We start from the raw sequence: 16,351 nt of genomic DNA on the forward strand, positions 1-16,351 counted from the left end.
ACCATTATCCTGGCGATCGTGTAACGAAATCTTACGGAGCCAGGTGCGACTGCGGCAAGAGGCTATTTCGGTTTTCATGATGCGCTACAGGCATTTCCTCAGACTGTTGGTGGCTGGCACGGTGGTGCTTGCGTCGCTGGCCGGGCCTGCCTTGGCCAATCCGACAATCCTGTTCGACCTGAACAGCGGCAAGATCCTGCAGCACAAGGAGGCGTTCAGGCGCTGGTACCCGGCGTCGCTGACCAAGCTGATGACCGCCTATGTGGCGTTTCGGGCGATTGCCGCGGGCGAGGTCCAGCTCGATTCGCCGATCAAGGTAACGAAACATTCCGCCGGCGAGCCGCCGAGCAAGATGGGCTTCAAGCCGGGCTCGGTGATGCGGTTGGACAATGCGCTGAAGATGATGCTGGTCAAATCGGCCAACGATATCGCCATGGCGGTCGGCGAGAATATCGGCGGTTCGCAAGCGGCTTTCGCCGAGCGCATGAACGCCGAAGCGCAGAGGCTCGGCATGAGCGGGTCCCATTTCGTCAATCCGAACGGGCTCTATTCGCCGGACCAGTATACGACGGCGCGCGATCTCGCTTTGCTGGTGATGGCGATTCGCAAGGAATTTCCGCAATATGTCCCCTGGTTCTCGATCGAAGGCCTTGCCGTCGGCAAGAAGGCGATCTCCAACTACAACCTGCTGATCGGCCGCTATCCGGGTGCCGACGGCATGAAGACGGGTTTCGTCTGCTCGTCCGGTTTCAACATGATCGGCTCGGCGACCCGCAACGGCCGCACCCTGGTCGCCGTGGTGCTCGGCGAACGATCGGCAGTCACCCGCGCCGAGGCGGCGGCAAAACTGCTCGACCAGGGTTTTGCAACCCCGGCGCCGAGCTGGCTGACGGTCGCGGCGCTGCCCGCCTATGGGGACACCATGTCGGCCAACGACATGAATGACGAAATCTGCAAGAAGAAGCCGGTCGAGGAGCAGTCGGAGGCCGCCCCCGCGGTCGGCGACAAGGGCAAGGACGTGCCGAAATCGCCCTATCAGGAAAAGCTCGACCATGTGCCGACGCTGATCGCCGTCGGCCTCGGCGGCGCCACGGGGCCGAAGCCGAAGGCGATGGTCGACGCTTCCGGGCAGGAATATGCCGACGTGCCGCTGCCGACATGGCGGCCGGACCGGGCGCCGCCGGCCGGCGCCGAGCCAGTTGTGGCCGGATCCGCCACCGCCGCGCAGGTCCAGCAGCCGGCCAAGGCGCTGAACTAGCCGCATGGCCGGCTTCCCGATCCCCGTTTCGGTGCTCACCGGCTTTCTCGGTGCCGGCAAGACGACGCTGCTCAACCGGCTGCTCCGGGATCCGGCGCTCGCCGACACCGCCGTCATCATCAACGAGTTCGGCGAGGTGGCGATCGACCATCTCCTGGTCGAGCAGGCCTCCGACGGCATCATCCAGCTCTCCGACGGCTGTCTCTGCTGCACGGTGCGCGGCGAGCTGGTCGATACGCTGGCTGACCTCGTCGACCGGCTGCAGACCAGCCGCATCGACCGGCTTGCCCGCGTCATCGTCGAGACCACCGGGCTCGCCGATCCCGCCCCCGTACTGCAGTCGATCATGGCACACCCCGCCCTGGTCCAGGCCTTCCGGCTCGACGGCGTCATCACCCTGGTCGATGCCGTCAACGGCAATGCGACGCTCGATGCGCATGTCGAGGCGGTGAAGCAGGTGGCCGTCGCCGATCGCATGGTGCTCAGCAAGGCCGACCTGACCACGGATGCAGGCGATGTCGAGGCGTTGCGGGCGCGGCTCAGGCAGCTCAACCCGGGCGCCGTGGTGCTCGACGCGGGCGAGGCAAGCACCGCGACCCTGTTCGATAGCGGCCTCTACAATCCGGCCACCAAATCCGTCGATGTGCAGCGTTGGCTGGGCGAACAAGCCGGCCACGACCATGACCACGGCGGGCATGATCACGACGGGCATGATCACGACGAGCATGACCATGCCGACCATGATCACCATGACCACAGGCACGATTCCCGTGTGCGTTCGTATTCGCTGGTTCATGACGGGCCGGTGCCGTTTTCGGCAATCGAGATGTTCCTCGATCTGTTGCGCTCGGCGCATGGCGAGCGCCTTTTGCGGATGAAAGGCGTCATCGAGCTTGCAGAAGACCGGTCGCGGCCGCTGGTTATCCATGGCGTGCAGAAGATCCTGCATCCGCCGGTGCAACTGCCGGCCTGGCCGGACAGCCAGCGCGGCACCAGACTGGTGCTGATCACGCTCGACATGCCCGAAGACTATGTCCGGCGGCTGTTCGCCGCCTTCACCAACCGGCCGTCGATCGACACGCCGGATCGCGCAGCACTGGAAAGCAACCCGCTGGCTATTGCCGGATCGTGATCTCCCCCCTTGAGGGGGAGATGTCGCCGAAGGCGACAGAGGGGGTCGCCTCGGCTGGCGCGACCCCCTGTGGGACGAAAGAAAAGGTTGGCGCTTCACGCGCGGCAACCCCCTCTGGCCTGCCGGCCATCTCCCCCTCAAGGGGGGAGATTATCCCGCTCAGCCGCTTTCGCCAGAACGAGCTAAGTCGAGACTCAGTCGATCCCGCGCTCGACCAGGAAGCGGTGGCCGCCTGCCATCGCCGTCGTTTCGATCAGCCGATGGCCGCTCTCGGCGCAGAAGGCGGGAATGTCGATGACGGCGAGCGGGTCGGTGGTTTCGAGCCACAGGCGGCTGCCCGGCTGCATTGCGGCCAGGCGCTTTTTTGCCTTGAGCACGGGCAACGGGCAGTTCAAGCCTTTGAGGTCGTAGACGGCAGCGGGGCTGGTTGAGGGCCTGTCTTCCTGGCCCCCATCTTCCTGTTCAAGCATGAACCTCAGCCGCCAAACATGCCGAGCAGTTTCTTCTTCAGCCTTGTCGCCGTGCTTTCGGCGTCCGCAGCCTGCGTTTCGGCGACCGGAACGGCCTCCGCGGATGGCGCGACGGTTGCGGTCGCGACAGGCGCTTCGGCCGCCGACTTGGCAGCATCCTTTTCGGCCAATGCCTGCGCCTTGGCGGCTTCCTTCTCGGCCAGGGCTTGCGCCTTGGCTGCCGCTTTCGCTGCCTTCGCCGCTTCTATCGCGGCAAGCCGCTGTTCCTCGGCCTTCTGCTTGGCAGCCTTTTCGGCGTCGAGCGCTGCCATCTTGCGACCCGCCGGCGAATCGATGCGGCCCATGCGTGCCGTTTCGGCCACCGTGCCGTCCGGGTTGAGCGAGGGCGGCTCGATCGGCACGCGTTCGCCGCGCGCACGCCGTTTCGACCAGTCGGAAACGATGCTGGCTTCCTTGATCCCGGCGATGGTCGGCTTGGGTGCCGGCACGCTGGCCTTCATGGCGCCGTTGAAGGCCGCCTCATAGGTGCTTTGATAGGCGTTGATGGCGCTCTTCAGCGAATCGGGCTGGGTGGTCACAGGGCAAGCGCCGGTCGGATTAAACGTCGAGCCGTCGGCCGCTACCTGGTTGAAGACGTAGCGCTTCTCGCAGACGTCGACTTTCGGCGGCACCTTGGTAACCTCGAAATTGTCGTAGCCGACCTTCAGCATCTTCCAGAATTCGTAGTTCGGATCGTTGCGATAGCGCGCCATGTTGGCTGCGGTCATGCGGAACGGAAAAGCCTGGATCTGGAACTCGGTCTGGCCGCCCTGGAAGGCGTCGCGGCCGAAAGCGTAGATCTGCTCGATCTGGGCGTCGGTCATCGAATAGCAGCCGGACGACGAGCAGGCGCCATGGACCATCAGGTTGGAACCGGTGCGGCCATTGGCGCGGTCATAGGCGTTCGGGTAGCCGATGTTGAAGGACAGGTGATAATTCGACCGCGGGTTCATCTGTGCCGGGCGGACCGTGTAAAAGCCTTCCGGCGCCTGGCGGTCGCCTTCGGTGAACTTCGGTCCGAGCTTGCCCGACCATTTGCAGATGTCGTAGCTGGCGACCAGGTCGTAGCGGCCGTTGGTCTTGGCCTTCCAGATTTCGAGCTTGCCTTCTTCCTTGAAGATGCGGGCCATCACCGAAGAGGTGCGGACCATTCCCTTGGCCTTCATCTCGGCCAGGATCTTGTCCGGCAGCGGCTTGTTGGCTTGCGGCGCAAAATCCTTCATCGAAGCGTCATTGCAGCCGGCGACGCCGATCGCAGCGATCAGAACTCCGGTGCGGGCAAGCTTGGCAAACATGGATATGGCTATCGTCTTCATCTCTGCGCCGCGGATGCCGCAGCTGCTAAACCGACCGCTGACGGACCTTAAGCCCGTTAACCTTGAAAATTCCTTACCGCAAGCATGCGGCGCGTCCCCTTACGTTAAGCTCACTGAGCCGAATGCAGCGGCATTTTTGTGGCGAAACTGGTTCACGCCGCCACATTTCAGGCCGCGTGCCTGCGTTGGTTACAGATTGCGGCCCATCGCCAGGTATTTCTCGCGGCGATGCTCGCGGAAGTCGGTGTTGGCGCCGGAGAATTCCTTCATCGTCCTGGCGATGAGGTCGCCGGTGGCGGCGATCACCGTTTCGGGGGCGCGATGGGCACCGCCGAGCGGCTCGGCGATGATGGCGTCGATGATCTTCAGCTCCAGCAGGTCCTGCGCCGTGATCTTCATATTGGTCGCAGCATCCTTGGACCGCGTGGTATCGCGCCACAGGATCGAGGCGGCGCCCTCCGGCGAGATCACCGAATAGATGGCGTGTTCGAGCATGTAGACGCGGTTGGCGGTGGCGATCGCTATAGCGCCGCCCGAGCCGCCTTCGCCGATCACCACCGAGATCGACGGCACCTTCAGGCCAAGGCAGGCCGAGGTCGAGCGGGCGATGGCTTCCGCCTGGCCGCGCTCTTCGGCGTTGACGCCGGGATAGGCGCCGGCCGTGTCGACCAGCGTCAGCAGCGGGATCTGGAAGCGGTCGGCGAGTTCCATCAGCCGCACCGCCTTGCGGTAGCCCTCCGGCCGCACCGAGCCGAAATTATGCTTCAGCCGGCTTGCCGTATCGGAACCCTTCTCCTGGCCGATGATCGCCACCGGCTCGCCGCGAAAGCGGGCGAAGCCGCCGACGATCGCCTGGTCCTCGCCGAAATTGCGGTCGCCGGCAAGCGGCGTGAAATCGGTAAGCAGGCCCTTGATGTAGTCGATGCAATGCGGCCTGTCCGGATGGCGCGCCACCTGCACCTTCTGCCATGGCGTCAGCGCCTTGTAGGCGTCGCGCAGCGCATCGCGCGAGCGCTTCTCGAGACGTGCGATCTCATCGCCGACGTCGACCGCCTCGCCGTTCTCGGCAAGCTTCTTCAGCTCAAGGATCTTGCCTTCGAGATCCTGCACAGGCTTTTCGAAATCGAGGTAATTGTACATTCTTGGGCGAACCGGCAAGTCGGAAGGCAATGACTGACGCAAGCCCGAAAATGCAGGCTGGGCGCGGTGGAGCGTCGTTCTCACATAGCGACATGACGCCTAGTCGGCAAGCGGATGATGATCGTTGACCAGACGCACCAGCCGCTCCTCCAGCACATGCGTGTAGATCTGCGTCGTTGAAATATCGGCATGGCCGAGCAGCTGCTGCACGGCCCTGAGATCGGCGCCGTTCTGCAAGAGATGGCTGGCGAAAGCATGTCGCAGCACATGCGGCGATATCTTCGCCGCGGCAATGCCGGCCCGTGCGGCAAGCGCTTTCAGCTCGCGGGCAAAGACCTGTCTCGAGAGATAGCCGCTGTCGGCGGCGGCCGGAAACAGGAACGGGCTGTCGGCAAGAGCCGGCACCGCCGCCCGGGCGGCAAGCCAGGTCCGCATCGCCGTGCGCGCCTTGGCCGACAGCGGCACCATGCGCTCCTTGTTGCCCTTGCCGCGCACCATGAAGAAGCGGTCGTCGCGCTGCGCCACCGTCACGGGAAGGCCGACCAGCTCCGAAACGCGCAAGCCGGTGGCGTAGAGCACCTCGACCAGCGCGTGCAGGCGCAGCGCCGCCAGCCTGTCGGCGCCATGCATGGAGGCCTCCTGCGCGGCGCGGTCGAGCAGCCGGCCGGTATCGGCTTCGCTCATCGTCTTCGGCAGCGGCCGGCCCTTCCTCGGGCTGTCCAGCGTGCCGGTCGGATCGTCGCCGCGCAGGCCCTCGGCATAGAGAAACTTGAAGAACTGCCGGATCGCCGACAATTTGCGCGCCTGCGAGGTGGCGGCAAAGCCGCGCGCGGCGATGTCGTCGAGATAGGCACGGATGTCGGCGCTGGTGGCAGCGGCAAGCCCACCGCCGATCCCGGCGGAAGCATCTTCGAGGTCGCGGCGATAGGAGGAAAGCGTGTTTTCGGCGGCGCCGCGCTCGGCGCTCATCATCTCCAGGAAGGCTTCGATGCGAGCGGCGCTGTTCATTTTTTGGGATTGAGCTTTTCCGGAGGGATACGCACGCTCATTTCCGCCTTCCTCGGCTCGACGAACATGACCAGGGCGAACATCGCGCCATAGACAATGCCGGCCAGAATCGCGAGCGTCACGACAAAGCGAAACAGTGTTGGCATTAATTTTCGCCCGTCGTCTTATTCTGCATTTCCAACCCTGTGCCCTTATGAGACGCCAATCCGGCCAATTCAAGGGTGAAGCCCATAGTCCCGGTTGCGCCGCGCTTGACGCAAACAGGCTTTTGATGTCGATACGCCGCCAAAGAGGCTCTAGAAGCATGAACGCGCTACCAGCAAATCCTCCGGGCGAGAGCCATGCCGCGCTGCTCGGCCGGCTGGGCGGCCGTTCCATCGTCTTTGTCGGGCTGATGGGCGCCGGCAAGACGGCGATCGGCCGCAAGGTGGCGGCGATGCTGGCACTGCCCTTCATCGACAGCGACCAGGAGATCGAAAGCGTCTCGCGCATGAGCGTCCCGGACCTGTTCGAGCGCTATGGCGAGGCGGAGTTCCGGGCACTGGAGCAGCGCGTCATCCTGCGTGTGCTGGAGCACGGGCCGCAGGTGCTGTCGACCGGCGGCGGTGCCTTCATGAACGCGCAGACGCGCGAGGCGATCGCCAGCCATGGCGTTTCGGTTTGGCTGAAGGCCGAGATCGACCTGTTGATGGAGCGCGTTTCCAAGAAACAGAACCGGCCGCTGCTGAAAAGCGCCGATCCGCGCGCCGTGCTTGAACGGCTGATGGCGGAACGCTACCCGGTTTATGCCGCGGCCGATGTCGTCGTGCCGACCCGCGACGACCGCAAGGAGATCATTGCCGCCGAAGTGGTGGACGCGCTGCGCGGCCATCTTGGCGTTGCCGGCATCGACGAGGTGCGGTCGTGAGCGCTGATGCAACGGTCACTGTCGAAGTCGGGCTTGGCGAGCGTGCCTACGACATTTTGATCGGCCCCGGCCTGCTGTCACGCGCCGGCGCCGAGATCTCGCGCCGTCTGCCGGGAACGCGGGCGGCGGTCGTCACCGACGAAAACGTCGCTAGCGCGCATCTCGCAGCGCTTGCGGCCGGCCTGGCAAGCGGTGGCATCCAACATGCCGTCATCACGCTGCCGCCAGGCGAAAAGACCAAGAGCTTTGCGCATCTCGAGGAGGTGGTCGACGGCGTGCTGGCCGCCAAGCTGGAGCGCGGCGATGTCGTCATCGCGCTCGGCGGCGGCGTCATCGGCGACCTGGCCGGCTTCGCCGCCGGCATCGCGCGGCGCGGCATGAACTTTGTGCAGGTTCCGACCTCGCTGCTGGCGCAGGTCGATTCCTCCGTCGGCGGCAAGACCGGCATCAACAGCAAGCGCGGCAAGAACCTGGTCGGGGTATTCCACCAGCCGAAGCTGGTGCTGGCCGACACCGAAGTGCTCGACACGCTGCCGATCCGCGAGTTTCGCGCCGGCTATGCCGAACTGGCCAAATACGGGCTGATCGACCGGCCCGAGTTTTTCGCCTGGCTGGAAGAAAACTGGCGTCAAGTGTTTGCCGGCGGGCCGGAGCGGGCTGCGGCCATCGCCGAGGCCTGTCGTGCCAAGGCCGACGTCGTTGCCCGCGACGAGTTCGAGACCGGCGACCGCGCGTTGCTCAATCTCGGCCACACCTTCGGTCATGCGCTGGAGGCGGCGATCGGCTATGACGGCGCAAGGCTCGTGCATGGCGAGGGCGTCGCCATCGGCATGGCGCTGGCGCACCGCTTTTCGTCAAGGCTCAATTTGGCGAGCCCCGACGACGCGGCGCGTGTCGAGGCGCATCTTCGCGCCGTCGGTCTGCCCTGGCGGATGGCCGACATTCCAGGCGAACTGCCCGACGCCGAGACGCTGTTCTCCTTCATCACCCAGGACAAGAAGGTGTCGCGCGGCGCGCTGACCTTCATCCTGACGCGCGGCGTCGGCCAGGCCTTCATCGCCAGGGATGTGCCGGCCTCGGAAGTGCTGGCGTTCCTCCGGGAGAACCATCCGGGTCGGCAGGAAAGCCGGCCGGGATGAGCCAGGCCGGCTGGATCGCGGCTGCCGTGCTCGCCGGCCTCGGCGTGCTGGGCTTCGTCTTGCGCCGGCGCCTGCTCGCCGCCTTCGGCTACGAGCTGCAACGCATGGAGCCGCAGCGCTCTGCGCGCGAGGAACTGCGCGGCGCCGTCGACGATTTCCGCCGCGACGGCCAGGTGGTGCGCGAGGACCGCGCCCGCATCGGCGGCCTGTTCGACCTCGAGGAGCTCGAAGTGTCGGACGTCATGGTCCACCGCACCAATATGCGCTCGGTCAACGCCGACGACCCGCCCGAAGCGGTGGTTCGCGAGATCCTGCAGAGCCCGCACACCCGCATGCCGTTGTGGAAGGGTTCGCTCGACAACATTGTCGGCGTGCTGCACGCGAAGGATCTGCTGCGCGCGCTGAACGAGGTCGGCAACGATTTTTCCAGGATCGACGTGATGAAGATCGCGTCGAAACCGTGGTTCGTGCCCGACACCACGACGCTTCAGGAGCAGCTCAATGCCTTCCTGCGCCGCAAGGCGCATTTCGCCATCGTCGTCGACGAATATGGCGAGGTCGAAGGGCTGGTGACGCTGGAGGACATCATCGAGGAGATCGTCGGCGAGATCGCCGACGAGCACGACATCGACATCCAGGGCGTCAAGCAGGAGGCCGACGGCTCCGTCGTCGTCGACGGCACGGTGCCGATCCGCGACCTTAATCGGGCGCTCGACTGGAACCTGCCGGACGAGGAAGCCACCACCATCGCCGGCCTTGTCATCCACGAGGCGCAGTCGATCCCGGACGAAAAGCAGGCTTTTACGTTTCACGGCAAGCGCTTCGTCGTCATGAAGCGCGACAAGAACCGTATCGCGCGGCTGAGGATCAAGCCGGCGATGCTTGGAGAATGACAGTGCGCACCTTGTGGCAGCCGTGGGCAGTCAGGCGTTGATGAAGATCGATCGGCGAAGCCTGCTTCTGGCGTCGATGGCGGCGCTGCTGCCGGGACAGGCTGCGGCGGCATTGCGGCTGCGTTCGCCGTCGCCCGAAACCTTCCACTATGGGCCGGCCAAGCTCGACATTTATTCCCTCGACGGCGCAAGCGGCCTGCCGGTCGTCTTTTTCGTCCATGGCGGCGCCTGGCGAGTCGGCAACCGCGGCAACGTCAATGCCAAGCCGCAATTCCTGCTCGACAATGGCTTCTGCTTCGTCTCGATCGACTACCGGATGCTGCCCAAGGCCGACGTCGCCACCCAGGCGGCAGATGTCGAACTGGCCTATCGTTACGTCCGCGCCAACATCGCCAGGCATGGCGGCGATCCGGACCGGATCGTCGCCATGGGCCATTCGGCCGGCTGCCATCTCGTCGCATTGACCGGGCTGCGCGGCGGCCTGCCCGGCGTCGCGGCGCTGGTTCTCGACGACACCAGGGCCTACGATCTGGAGGCGCTGGCCAGAAGCGGCGGCATGGCAGGGGTCTATGCCCGCGCCTTTCCCGATCCGGCACAGTGGCGCGCGCTGTCGCCTGTCACCTATGTGGAAGGGCGCAAGCACCCGCCGACCTTCATCGCCCATTCGCGGGCGAAAGCCCGCGCGGCGGACGCGCAGGCCTTCGCCGGGCGTCTGCGCGCCACCGGAACCAGGGTCACGCTGTTCGACGGCGGCGCCTATTCGCACATGTCGATCAATCGCGACTTCGGCACCGAGGGCGATGCATTGACCGCAGCGGTGATGGCTTTCCTGAGGGCGAGCCTCGGCTGAAATCTACCAGCGGGTCTTTTCGCCGGGCGCTGCCGGCTCGATCGCCAGGGCATGCACGCCGGATTTCAATTCCTCGGCCAGCAATGTGTTGACGGCGCGGTGACGTTCGACGCGGCTCATGCCGGCAAAGGCTGGCGCGACGATGCGGACGCGGAAATGCGTCTCGCCGGCGCCGTCGAAGGTGGCGTGATGGCCGGAATCCACATGATGATGCCCGGCATGGAGATGGCTTTCGTTGATGACGTCCAGCCGTTCCGGCGAAAACGCCTTTTTCAGCTTATCTTCCATCGTTGCCTGTATGGACATCGCCGCTTCCCTTCACCACATCTATGTCATCGCACAAAATTCGCAATTCGCCGGTTTTATGCCGCGATTCAGCGGTTAGGGCGATCATCGCGAAAATGTCAATTCTTGTTTCGCATGCGCGAACAGCCCATAAATGGGTGAGATGAAGCCGTACCCAAAATATTTCGAAAAGATTCGCATCCGCCCGGAGAAGGACGCGGAGCTGAAGTCGCGTTCGCCGATCTGCCAGTGGGATGGCTGCAAGGAGGCCGGTACCCACCGTGCCCCGGTCGGACGGATGAAGGAAGGCGAGTATTTCCAGTTCTGCTTCGACCATGTGCGCGAGTACAACAAGGGCTTCAATTATTTCTCGGGCGTTCCCGACACCGAGATCGCCCGCTTCCAGAAGGAAGCCATGACCGGCCACCGGCCGACCTGGAAAATGGGCGTCAACGGCGCATCGACCCGCTCCTCGCCGGACTTTGCCCAGGCGCGCTCCGGTCGCGCCGGCTACTACAATCGCATGCGCGATCCGTTCGACCTGTTCAAAGGCCCGAAGGACCCGCGCGAAGCACGCGAGCGCAAGGCCAAGCCGCTTGAGGCCAAGGCACTGGAAACGCTTGGCCTTGATACAAAGGCAACTGGCAAGGATATCAAGGCGCGCTATAAGGAACTTGTGAAACGCCACCATCCGGATGCGAATGGCGGCGACAGAGGTTCGGAAGACCGGTTCCGCGATGTGCTCCAGGCGTATCGCGTGCTCAAGCAGGCAGGTTTGTGCTGAGCGACCTTACGGTTCGTGTCGTTTTCCAACTTTCATAAGGTTGGAAAAGGCTCTAAGACCGCCCCCGAACAAAATCGATTGCCGGCGAAACGCGGCGTTTCGCTTGTGGAGACGTTGATAGAGATGAACAAGGTCGATCGCGACATCGCCAACCTGCCCGACACCACGGTGTCGGTGAAGGAGACATTCGGCTTCGACTCCAAGATGGTGGTGCCGGCCTATGCGGTGACGAGCGAGCATGTCCCCGACATCGACCCGGACTACCTGTTCGACAAGAACACGACCATGGCGATCCTCGCCGGCTTTGCCTACAACCGTCGGGTCATGGTGTCGGGCTATCACGGGACCGGCAAGTCGACGCATATCGAGCAGGTCGCCGCCCGGCTCAACTGGCCTTGCGTGCGCGTCAATCTCGACAGCCATGTCAGCCGTATCGACCTCGTCGGCAAGGACGCCATCGTCGTCAAGGACGGGCTGCAGATCACCGAGTTCCGCGACGGCATCCTGCCCTGGGCCTACCAGCACAATGTCGCGCTGTGCTTCGACGAGTACGATGCCGGCCGCCCGGACGTGATGTTCGTCATCCAGCGCGTGCTGGAATCGTCGGGCAGGCTGACGCTGCTCGACCAGAGCCGGGTGATCCGCCCGCACCCGGCGTTCCGGCTGTTTTCGACCGCCAACACGGTTGGCCTCGGCGACACCACCGGCCTCTATCACGGCACCCAGCAGATCAACCAGGCGCAGATGGACCGCTGGTCGATCGTCACCACGCTGAACTATTTGCCGCACGACAATGAGGTGAACATCGTGCTCGCCAAGGCCAAGCACTATCGCGACGGCAAGGGCAAGGAGATCGTCAACAAGATGGTGCGGGTTGCCGACATGACGCGCTCAGCCTTCATCAACGGCGATTTGTCGACGGTGATGAGCCCGCGCACGGTCATCACCTGGGCCGAGAATGCCGAAATCTTCGGCAATATCGGCATGGCGTTCCGGCTGACCTTCCTCAACAAATGCGACGAGCTCGAACGCTCGCTGGTCGCCGAGTTCTACCAACGCGCCTTCGGCGAGGATCTGCCGGAATCGGCGGCGAATGTGGTGCTGGGCTAAGCAGAGTCTCGATGGCGGGTCCGGGCGACAACACGCGAAACAAATCCAAGACCGGCGCTGAGAACGACAGCTTCAAGCGCGCCGTCACCGTCTGCATGCGCGCCATCGCCGGCGACAAGGATCTCGAGGTCGGTTTCGCCAAGGATCGGCCGGCGCTGGCCGGCAGCCGCGCCCGGCTGCCGGAACTGCCGAAGAAAGCGTCGAAGGCGGACATCGCCATCACCCGCGGGCTCGGCGATTCCATGGCGCTGAAGCGCGCCTGCCACGATGCGCGCATCCACACCAGGCTGGCCCCGGAAGGCAAACAGGCCCGCGCCATCTATGACGCGGTCGAGCAGGCCCGGGTGGAGGCGATCGGCAGCCGCGCCATGCAGGGCGTCGCCGACAATATCGGCTCGATGCTCGAGGACAAATACGCCAGGGCCAACCTCGTCGACGTCAAGGACAAGGCCGACGCGCCGATCGAGGAAGCGCTGGCGCTGATGGTGCGCGAAAAGCTGACCGGCCGCACTGTGCCGAAGAGCGGCGAACGGCTGGTCGATCTCTGGCGCCCCTGGGTCGAGGAAAAAGCCAGTGCCGATCTGGACGGGCTGTCGGCAAAGCTCGATGACCAGCAGGCGTTCGCCCGCGTCGTGCGCGAGATGCTCGCCTCCATGGAAATGGCCGAGGAGCTCGGCGATGACCAGGAGACGGAAGACTCCGAGGACAACGACGAAAACCAGCCGCAAGGCGAGGAGCAGAGCGAGGAGGGCGGCGAAGACGATTCGGGCTCCGAGCAGTCGCAGTCCGAGGATACCGAGGCATCGTCGGACGACGAGCAATCGGCCGAGACGGAAGCCTCCGACGCTACCGCCGAGGATCTCTCCGACGATGACGACGCCGATGCGGAGACGCCCGGCGAGGCGCGCCGCAACGACAACCCCTTCACCAATCTCCCGAAAGAGATCGACTACAAGGTCTTCACCACGGCCTTCGACGAGACCGTTGGTGCGGAGGAACTGTGCGAGGAGGAGGAGCTCGACCGGCTGCGCGCCTTCCTCGACAAGCAGCTCGCCAACCTTTCCGGCGTCGTCGGGCGGCTGGCCAACCGGCTGCAGCGCCGTCTGATGGCGCAGCAGAACCGCTCCTGGGATTTCGATCTCGAAGAAGGCTATCTCGATCCGGCACGGCTGGTGCGCGTCGTCATCGACCCGATGCAGCCTTTGTCCTTCAAGCAGGAGCGCGATACCAAATTTCGCGACACGGTGGTGTCGCTGGTGCTCGACAATTCGGGTTCGATGCGCGGCCGGCCGATCACCGTCGCCGCGACCTGCGCCGACATCCTGGCGCGCACGCTGGAACGCTGCGGCGTCTCGGTCGAAATCCTCGGCTTCACCACCCGCGCCTGGAAGGGCGGACAGGCGCGCGAGAAATGGCTGAAGGAAGGCAAACCGCCGAACCCCGGCCGGCTCAACGATCTGCGCCACATCATCTACAAATCCGCCGACCATCCGTGGCGGCGGGCGCGCCGCAACCTCGGCCTGATGATGCGCGAGGGCCTGCTCAAGGAAAACATCGACGGCGAGGCGCTGCTGTGGGCGCACAACCGGCTGATCGCGCGGCCGGAGCAGCGCAAGATCCTGATGATGATCTCGGACGGCGCGCCGGTCGATGATTCGACGCTGTCGGTCAATCCGGGCAATTATCTCGAGCGGCATCTGCGGGCCATCATCGAGCTCATCGAGACGCGCTCGCCGGTCGAGCTTTTGGCCATCGGCATCGGCCACGACGTCACCCGCTACTATCGCCGCGCCGTCACCATCGTCGATGCCGAAGAACTGGCCGGCGCCATGACCGAGCAGCTGGCCTCACTGTTCGCCGAGGAAACCGTGCGCGACACGCGGCGCGGCGGCATGCGGCGCGCCGGATGATTTTTTCCCGCGGCGGCTTTTGGCAGAAGCTTTTGGCCGCCATTGCGTTGTTGGGCGTCAGTTTGGCGCCGGCTGTCGCTGCCGGGCCGGCCTCGGTCGAGCCGGCCGAAATCTCGGCACGGCCGATCAGCGAATTCCACATCGGCCGGCCGGACAAACAGTTCGGGCCGCTCGAATTCATCGGCGGGCTCGAAATGACCTCGTCGACGCGCGATTTCGGCGCGCTGTCGGCACTTCGGTTCCTCGAGCCCGGCAGCGATTTCATCGGCGTCGCCGACACCGGCTTCTGGTTCTTCGGCACCCTCGTCCACGATGCCGAGAAGCGGCCTTCCGGCATCCAGAATTTTCGCATGCAGCAGATGGTCGATGCGGCCGGTCAGCCGATCGACGAGAAATGGGCGGTCGATGCCGAAGGCCTCGCGGTCAAGGACGGCATTGCCACGGTCGGTTTCGAGGGCGATCACCGTATCGCAGAGTTCAAGATCGATCCGGACGGCATGAAGGCGCCGTTCAGGCAATTGGGCTTCCTGATTCCAGCCTGGGAACTTCGCCGCAATCGCGGCTTTGAGACCGTCACCCGCGCCAACCCCAACGGGCAGCACGCGGGCGGACTGGTCGTGGTGTCGGAAAAGAGCCTCGACAAGGCCGGCAACATCTTTGCCGCGATCATCGAAGGGCCGCACAAGGGCGTCTTCACCGTCAAGCGCAATGGCGATTTCGACATCACCGACGGCGCCTTCCTGCCGGACGGCGACCTGTTGCTTCTGGAGCGCAGTTTTTCGATGGCCGGCGGCGTCAAGATGCGGCTGCGGCGCATCTATGGCGAAAGCGTCGAGAAGGGCGCCGTCGCCGACGGGCCGGTGCTGCTCGAAGCCGACATGGGCTACCAGATCGACAACATGGAAGCGCTCGACGTCTGGACCCGCGACGATGGCGCGCTGATCGTGGCGCTGATGTCCGACGACAACCACTCGATCCTGCAGCGCAATCTTTACCTGGAATTTGTGCTGCACGAGGATTGACGCGCGACCGGCCTGCTGGCTGACAGCATCGCTGGCGTTTCCGCGCCGTTTTGCAGCGCAGGCAATTTCCCTTGCAATTTCCCCTGGCAATGACCCGCGTCGCGGGTTTTCCAGCCGGCTCTCACCATCTGCAAAATACTTTAGTCGTGACTTGACAATTTGTGTCATCGGCGAAATACTCAAGTCCATGCTTAAGTATTCCGAGATTGACAGCATCCTGCGGGCTCTTGCCGAGCCGACGCGCCGGGCAATCCTGGAAAGGCTGAGCCGCGGGCCGGCCACCGTCAGCCAGTTGGCGGAGCCGTTCGGCATGACCTTCGCCGCCGTGCTCCAGCACCTCCAGGTGCTTGAAGCGTGCGGGCTGATCCGCAGCGAAAAGATCGGGCGCGTGCGCACCTGCCGGATCGAGCCCGGCGGGCTAGCCCCGCTTGCCGACTGGATCGCCGCGCGCCGTACGCCGGCCGAACGCCAGCTCGACCGTCTCGGCCAGATCCTGGCGGAGACTGACCAATCGAAAGCAACACTCCACGAGCAGGAAAAGGACGAAAAGAAATGAACCAGATTGCCCCCGTGAACGACCAGTCCGTCATCCATTCAAGCTTCACGATCGAGCGGACCTACCCGCAATCGCGCGAACGCGTCTTCCTCGCCTTTGCCGACAAGGCGACGGTGCGGCGTTGGCGCGTCGAAGGCGACGGCTTCACCATCGCCGAATTCACCTTCGATTTCCGTGTCGGCGGCGGCGAGGTTTCGCGGTTCAGCTACCAGGGCGGCCCGGAGATCAGGCTCGATGCGCAGTTCCAGGACATCGTCCCTGACCGGCGCATCGTATTTTCATACCGGATGGCGGTCGGGGCGCAGCCGCTGTCGGCGTCGCTCACCACGGTCGAGCTTGCACCTTCCGGCGAGGGCACCCGCCTGACCTATACCGAACAGGGTGCGTTCTTCGATGGCGTCGATTCAGCGCAAGGGCGCGAGGAGGGCACACGCGGGCTGCTGCAGGCGCTCGCCGCCGAGCTTCAGAAGGCGAAGTAGAGGTTCGTCGGCGTGGCGGGCGGCGACCACAAGGCCCGCCCGGATTGCGAGGT

General features: G+C 64.5%; 18 protein-coding genes. 12 read left to right on the top strand and 6 right to left on the bottom strand.

Translation table 11 applies throughout. From position 1 onward, the window contains the following. The first annotated feature begins 79 nt into the window (after positions 1–79). Complete coding sequence (locus NKH93_RS13190; RefSeq protein WP_352918610.1) at positions 80–1,258, top strand: D-alanyl-D-alanine carboxypeptidase family protein; 1,179 nt, start codon at positions 80–82, stop codon at positions 1,256–1,258. A gap of 4 nt (positions 1,259–1,262) precedes the next feature. Further along, a complete protein-coding gene (locus NKH93_RS13195; RefSeq protein WP_352918416.1) occupies positions 1,263–2,390 on the top strand; it encodes a CobW family GTP-binding protein in 1,128 nt (375 codons plus the stop codon). 194 nt (positions 2,391–2,584) lie between these two features. Here the strand turns inward: NKH93_RS13195 and NKH93_RS13200 are convergent, their stop codons facing one another. The 5 genes from NKH93_RS13200 to NKH93_RS13220 form a co-directional block, all read right to left on the bottom strand. After that, positions 2,585–2,860, bottom strand: a complete 276-nt coding sequence (locus tag NKH93_RS13200; RefSeq protein WP_352471458.1) for a sulfurtransferase TusA family protein — start codon at positions 2,858–2,860, stop codon at positions 2,585–2,587. 5 nt (positions 2,861–2,865) lie between these two features. Continuing rightward, on the bottom strand, positions 2,866–4,194 hold the full coding sequence (locus NKH93_RS13205) for a L,D-transpeptidase family protein (RefSeq protein WP_352918608.1): 1,329 nt from the start codon (positions 4,192–4,194) through the stop codon (positions 2,866–2,868). 210 nt (positions 4,195–4,404) lie between these two features. Continuing rightward, positions 4,405–5,355 carry an acetyl-CoA carboxylase carboxyltransferase subunit alpha gene (locus tag NKH93_RS13210; protein ID WP_352471457.1) on the bottom strand — a complete coding sequence of 317 codons (951 nt, stop codon included), beginning with the start codon at positions 5,353–5,355 and terminating at the stop codon, positions 4,405–4,407. A 99-nt stretch (positions 5,356–5,454) separates the two neighbouring features. Next, positions 5,455–6,363: a site-specific tyrosine recombinase XerD gene (locus tag NKH93_RS13215; RefSeq protein WP_352540217.1), complete on the bottom strand. Its 909-nt coding sequence runs from the start codon at positions 6,361–6,363 to the stop codon at positions 5,455–5,457. Beyond that, positions 6,360–6,509 (bottom strand): hypothetical protein, encoded by a 150-nt coding sequence (locus NKH93_RS13220; RefSeq protein ID WP_023677884.1) that lies wholly within the window; start codon positions 6,507–6,509, stop codon positions 6,360–6,362. Before NKH93_RS13220 ends, NKH93_RS13215 begins: the two co-directional genes overlap by 4 nt. A gap of 158 nt (positions 6,510–6,667) precedes the next feature. On the opposite strand from NKH93_RS13220, the gene NKH93_RS13225 reads away from it, so the two are divergent. The 4 genes from NKH93_RS13225 to NKH93_RS13240 are packed head-to-tail and all read left to right on the top strand — an operon-like array spanning position 6,668 to position 10,152. Beyond that, complete coding sequence (locus tag NKH93_RS13225; protein ID WP_352471455.1) at positions 6,668–7,270, top strand: shikimate kinase; 603 nt, start codon at positions 6,668–6,670, stop codon at positions 7,268–7,270. Then, positions 7,267–8,409 carry a 3-dehydroquinate synthase gene (gene aroB, locus NKH93_RS13230; protein WP_352831624.1) on the top strand — a complete coding sequence of 381 codons (1,143 nt, stop codon included), beginning with the start codon at positions 7,267–7,269 and terminating at the stop codon, positions 8,407–8,409. The genes NKH93_RS13225 and aroB overlap by 4 nt, the downstream gene beginning before the upstream one ends. Further along, the gene (locus tag NKH93_RS13235; protein ID WP_352471453.1) at positions 8,406–9,302 is read left to right on the top strand and encodes an HlyC/CorC family transporter; all 897 of its coding nucleotides are present in this window, start codon (positions 8,406–8,408) and stop codon (positions 9,300–9,302) included. Before aroB ends, NKH93_RS13235 begins: the two co-directional genes overlap by 4 nt. Before the next feature lie 40 nt (positions 9,303–9,342). Then, entirely contained in the window at positions 9,343–10,152 is an 810-nt protein-coding gene (locus NKH93_RS13240) for an alpha/beta hydrolase (protein ID WP_352918414.1), read from the top strand. A gap of 3 nt (positions 10,153–10,155) precedes the next feature. Here the strand turns inward: NKH93_RS13240 and NKH93_RS13245 are convergent, their stop codons facing one another. Beyond that, positions 10,156–10,458 carry a BolA family protein gene (locus NKH93_RS13245; RefSeq protein WP_352540216.1) on the bottom strand — a complete coding sequence of 101 codons (303 nt, stop codon included), beginning with the start codon at positions 10,456–10,458 and terminating at the stop codon, positions 10,156–10,158. 133 nt (positions 10,459–10,591) lie between these two features. On the opposite strand from NKH93_RS13245, the gene NKH93_RS13250 reads away from it, so the two are divergent. The 6 genes from NKH93_RS13250 to NKH93_RS13275 all read left to right on the top strand — a co-directional run bounded on the left by NKH93_RS13250 (position 10,592) and on the right by NKH93_RS13275 (position 16,298). Continuing rightward, positions 10,592–11,221 (top strand): J domain-containing protein, encoded by a 630-nt coding sequence (locus tag NKH93_RS13250; RefSeq protein ID WP_036238769.1) that lies wholly within the window; start codon positions 10,592–10,594, stop codon positions 11,219–11,221. 123 nt (positions 11,222–11,344) lie between these two features. Beyond that, entirely contained in the window at positions 11,345–12,331 is a 987-nt protein-coding gene (cobS, locus tag NKH93_RS13255) for a cobaltochelatase subunit CobS (RefSeq protein ID WP_352451201.1), read from the top strand. 11 nt (positions 12,332–12,342) lie between these two features. Continuing rightward, a complete protein-coding gene (cobT, locus tag NKH93_RS13260) occupies positions 12,343–14,241 on the top strand; it encodes a cobaltochelatase subunit CobT (RefSeq protein WP_352451202.1) in 1,899 nt (632 codons plus the stop codon). After that, positions 14,238–15,263 carry an esterase-like activity of phytase family protein gene (locus NKH93_RS13265; protein ID WP_352683112.1) on the top strand — a complete coding sequence of 342 codons (1,026 nt, stop codon included), beginning with the start codon at positions 14,238–14,240 and terminating at the stop codon, positions 15,261–15,263. Before cobT ends, NKH93_RS13265 begins: the two co-directional genes overlap by 4 nt. A 187-nt stretch (positions 15,264–15,450) precedes the next feature. Next, positions 15,451–15,819, top strand: a complete 369-nt coding sequence (locus tag NKH93_RS13270) for an ArsR/SmtB family transcription factor (RefSeq protein WP_352683110.1) — start codon at positions 15,451–15,453, stop codon at positions 15,817–15,819. Continuing rightward, a complete protein-coding gene (locus NKH93_RS13275; RefSeq protein WP_352683108.1) occupies positions 15,816–16,298 on the top strand; it encodes an SRPBCC family protein in 483 nt (160 codons plus the stop codon). Before NKH93_RS13270 ends, NKH93_RS13275 begins: the two co-directional genes overlap by 4 nt. The last annotated feature ends 53 nt before the right edge of the window (positions 16,299–16,351 follow it).

It is taken from the genome of Mesorhizobium sp. M0954 (genome assembly GCF_040319155.1).
In the GTDB taxonomy this organism is placed as follows: domain Bacteria; phylum Pseudomonadota; class Alphaproteobacteria; order Rhizobiales; family Rhizobiaceae; genus Mesorhizobium.

What these genes read in the sequence shown, in the direction of transcription:
- NKH93_RS13190 (WP_352918610.1), top strand. Translation starts at nt 80, where the DNA reads ATGCGCTACAGGCATTTCCTCAGACTGTTGGTGGCTGGCACGGTGGTG.
- NKH93_RS13195 (WP_352918416.1), top strand. Translation starts at nt 1,263, where the DNA reads ATGGCCGGCTTCCCGATCCCCGTTTCGGTGCTCACCGGCTTTCTCGGT.
- NKH93_RS13200 (WP_352471458.1), bottom strand. Translation starts at nt 2,860, where the DNA reads ATGCTTGAACAGGAAGATGGGGGCCAGGAAGACAGGCCCTCAACCAGC.
- NKH93_RS13205 (WP_352918608.1), bottom strand. Translation starts at nt 4,194, where the DNA reads ATGTTTGCCAAGCTTGCCCGCACCGGAGTTCTGATCGCTGCGATCGGC.
- NKH93_RS13210 (WP_352471457.1), bottom strand. Translation starts at nt 5,355, where the DNA reads ATGTACAATTACCTCGATTTCGAAAAGCCTGTGCAGGATCTCGAAGGC.
- NKH93_RS13215 (WP_352540217.1), bottom strand. Translation starts at nt 6,363, where the DNA reads ATGAACAGCGCCGCTCGCATCGAAGCCTTCCTGGAGATGATGAGCGCC.
- NKH93_RS13220 (WP_023677884.1), bottom strand. Translation starts at nt 6,509, where the DNA reads ATGCCAACACTGTTTCGCTTTGTCGTGACGCTCGCGATTCTGGCCGGC.
- NKH93_RS13225 (WP_352471455.1), top strand. Translation starts at nt 6,668, where the DNA reads ATGAACGCGCTACCAGCAAATCCTCCGGGCGAGAGCCATGCCGCGCTG.
- NKH93_RS13235 (WP_352471453.1), top strand. Translation starts at nt 8,406, where the DNA reads ATGAGCCAGGCCGGCTGGATCGCGGCTGCCGTGCTCGCCGGCCTCGGC.
- NKH93_RS13240 (WP_352918414.1), top strand. Translation starts at nt 9,343, where the DNA reads ATGAAGATCGATCGGCGAAGCCTGCTTCTGGCGTCGATGGCGGCGCTG.
- NKH93_RS13245 (WP_352540216.1), bottom strand. Translation starts at nt 10,458, where the DNA reads ATGTCCATACAGGCAACGATGGAAGATAAGCTGAAAAAGGCGTTTTCG.
- NKH93_RS13250 (WP_036238769.1), top strand. Translation starts at nt 10,592, where the DNA reads ATGGGTGAGATGAAGCCGTACCCAAAATATTTCGAAAAGATTCGCATC.
- cobS (WP_352451201.1), top strand. Translation starts at nt 11,345, where the DNA reads ATGAACAAGGTCGATCGCGACATCGCCAACCTGCCCGACACCACGGTG.
- cobT (WP_352451202.1), top strand. Translation starts at nt 12,343, where the DNA reads ATGGCGGGTCCGGGCGACAACACGCGAAACAAATCCAAGACCGGCGCT.
- NKH93_RS13265 (WP_352683112.1), top strand. Translation starts at nt 14,238, where the DNA reads ATGATTTTTTCCCGCGGCGGCTTTTGGCAGAAGCTTTTGGCCGCCATT.
- NKH93_RS13270 (WP_352683110.1), top strand. Translation starts at nt 15,451, where the DNA reads ATGCTTAAGTATTCCGAGATTGACAGCATCCTGCGGGCTCTTGCCGAG.
- NKH93_RS13275 (WP_352683108.1), top strand. Translation starts at nt 15,816, where the DNA reads ATGAACCAGATTGCCCCCGTGAACGACCAGTCCGTCATCCATTCAAGC.